At 52.9% G+C, this 255-nt stretch carries 1 protein-coding gene; it reads left to right on the top strand.

Going from position 1 to position 255, the window contains the following annotated elements:
- Positions 1–101: 101 nt before the first annotated feature.
- Positions 102–255: response regulator transcription factor (locus tag SB822_RS58900; RefSeq protein ID WP_410859350.1), on the top strand; the 154-nt coding region annotated here is incomplete at its 3' end.

Below are 255 nucleotides of genomic sequence, written 5' to 3'. Positions count from 1 at the left end.
ATCTGACCAAGCCAATAGATTTCGACGTTCTCATCCTCACAATCCGCGCGAGGCTCAATCTGGTCGCTCGGGTGAAAGCCATATCCGCCCATCCGGCGGCAATGGAACTGGAAGGCGAGTTCATCCATCTTTCGCGCCGGGAAACCGAAGTGCTGAAGGAGATCGGGGACGGGCACAAAAATGGTGAAATCGCCCGCAAACTTGGACTATCGGAACATACAGTCAGCGACTATGTGAAAGCCATCTATCAAAAGC

The sequence above is a fragment of the Paraburkholderia sp. SIMBA_054 genome, assembly GCF_046534875.1.
In the GTDB taxonomy this organism is placed as follows: domain Bacteria; phylum Pseudomonadota; class Gammaproteobacteria; order Burkholderiales; family Burkholderiaceae; genus Paraburkholderia; species Paraburkholderia hospita.
This window is presented reverse-complemented; position numbering and strand designations above follow the sequence as displayed.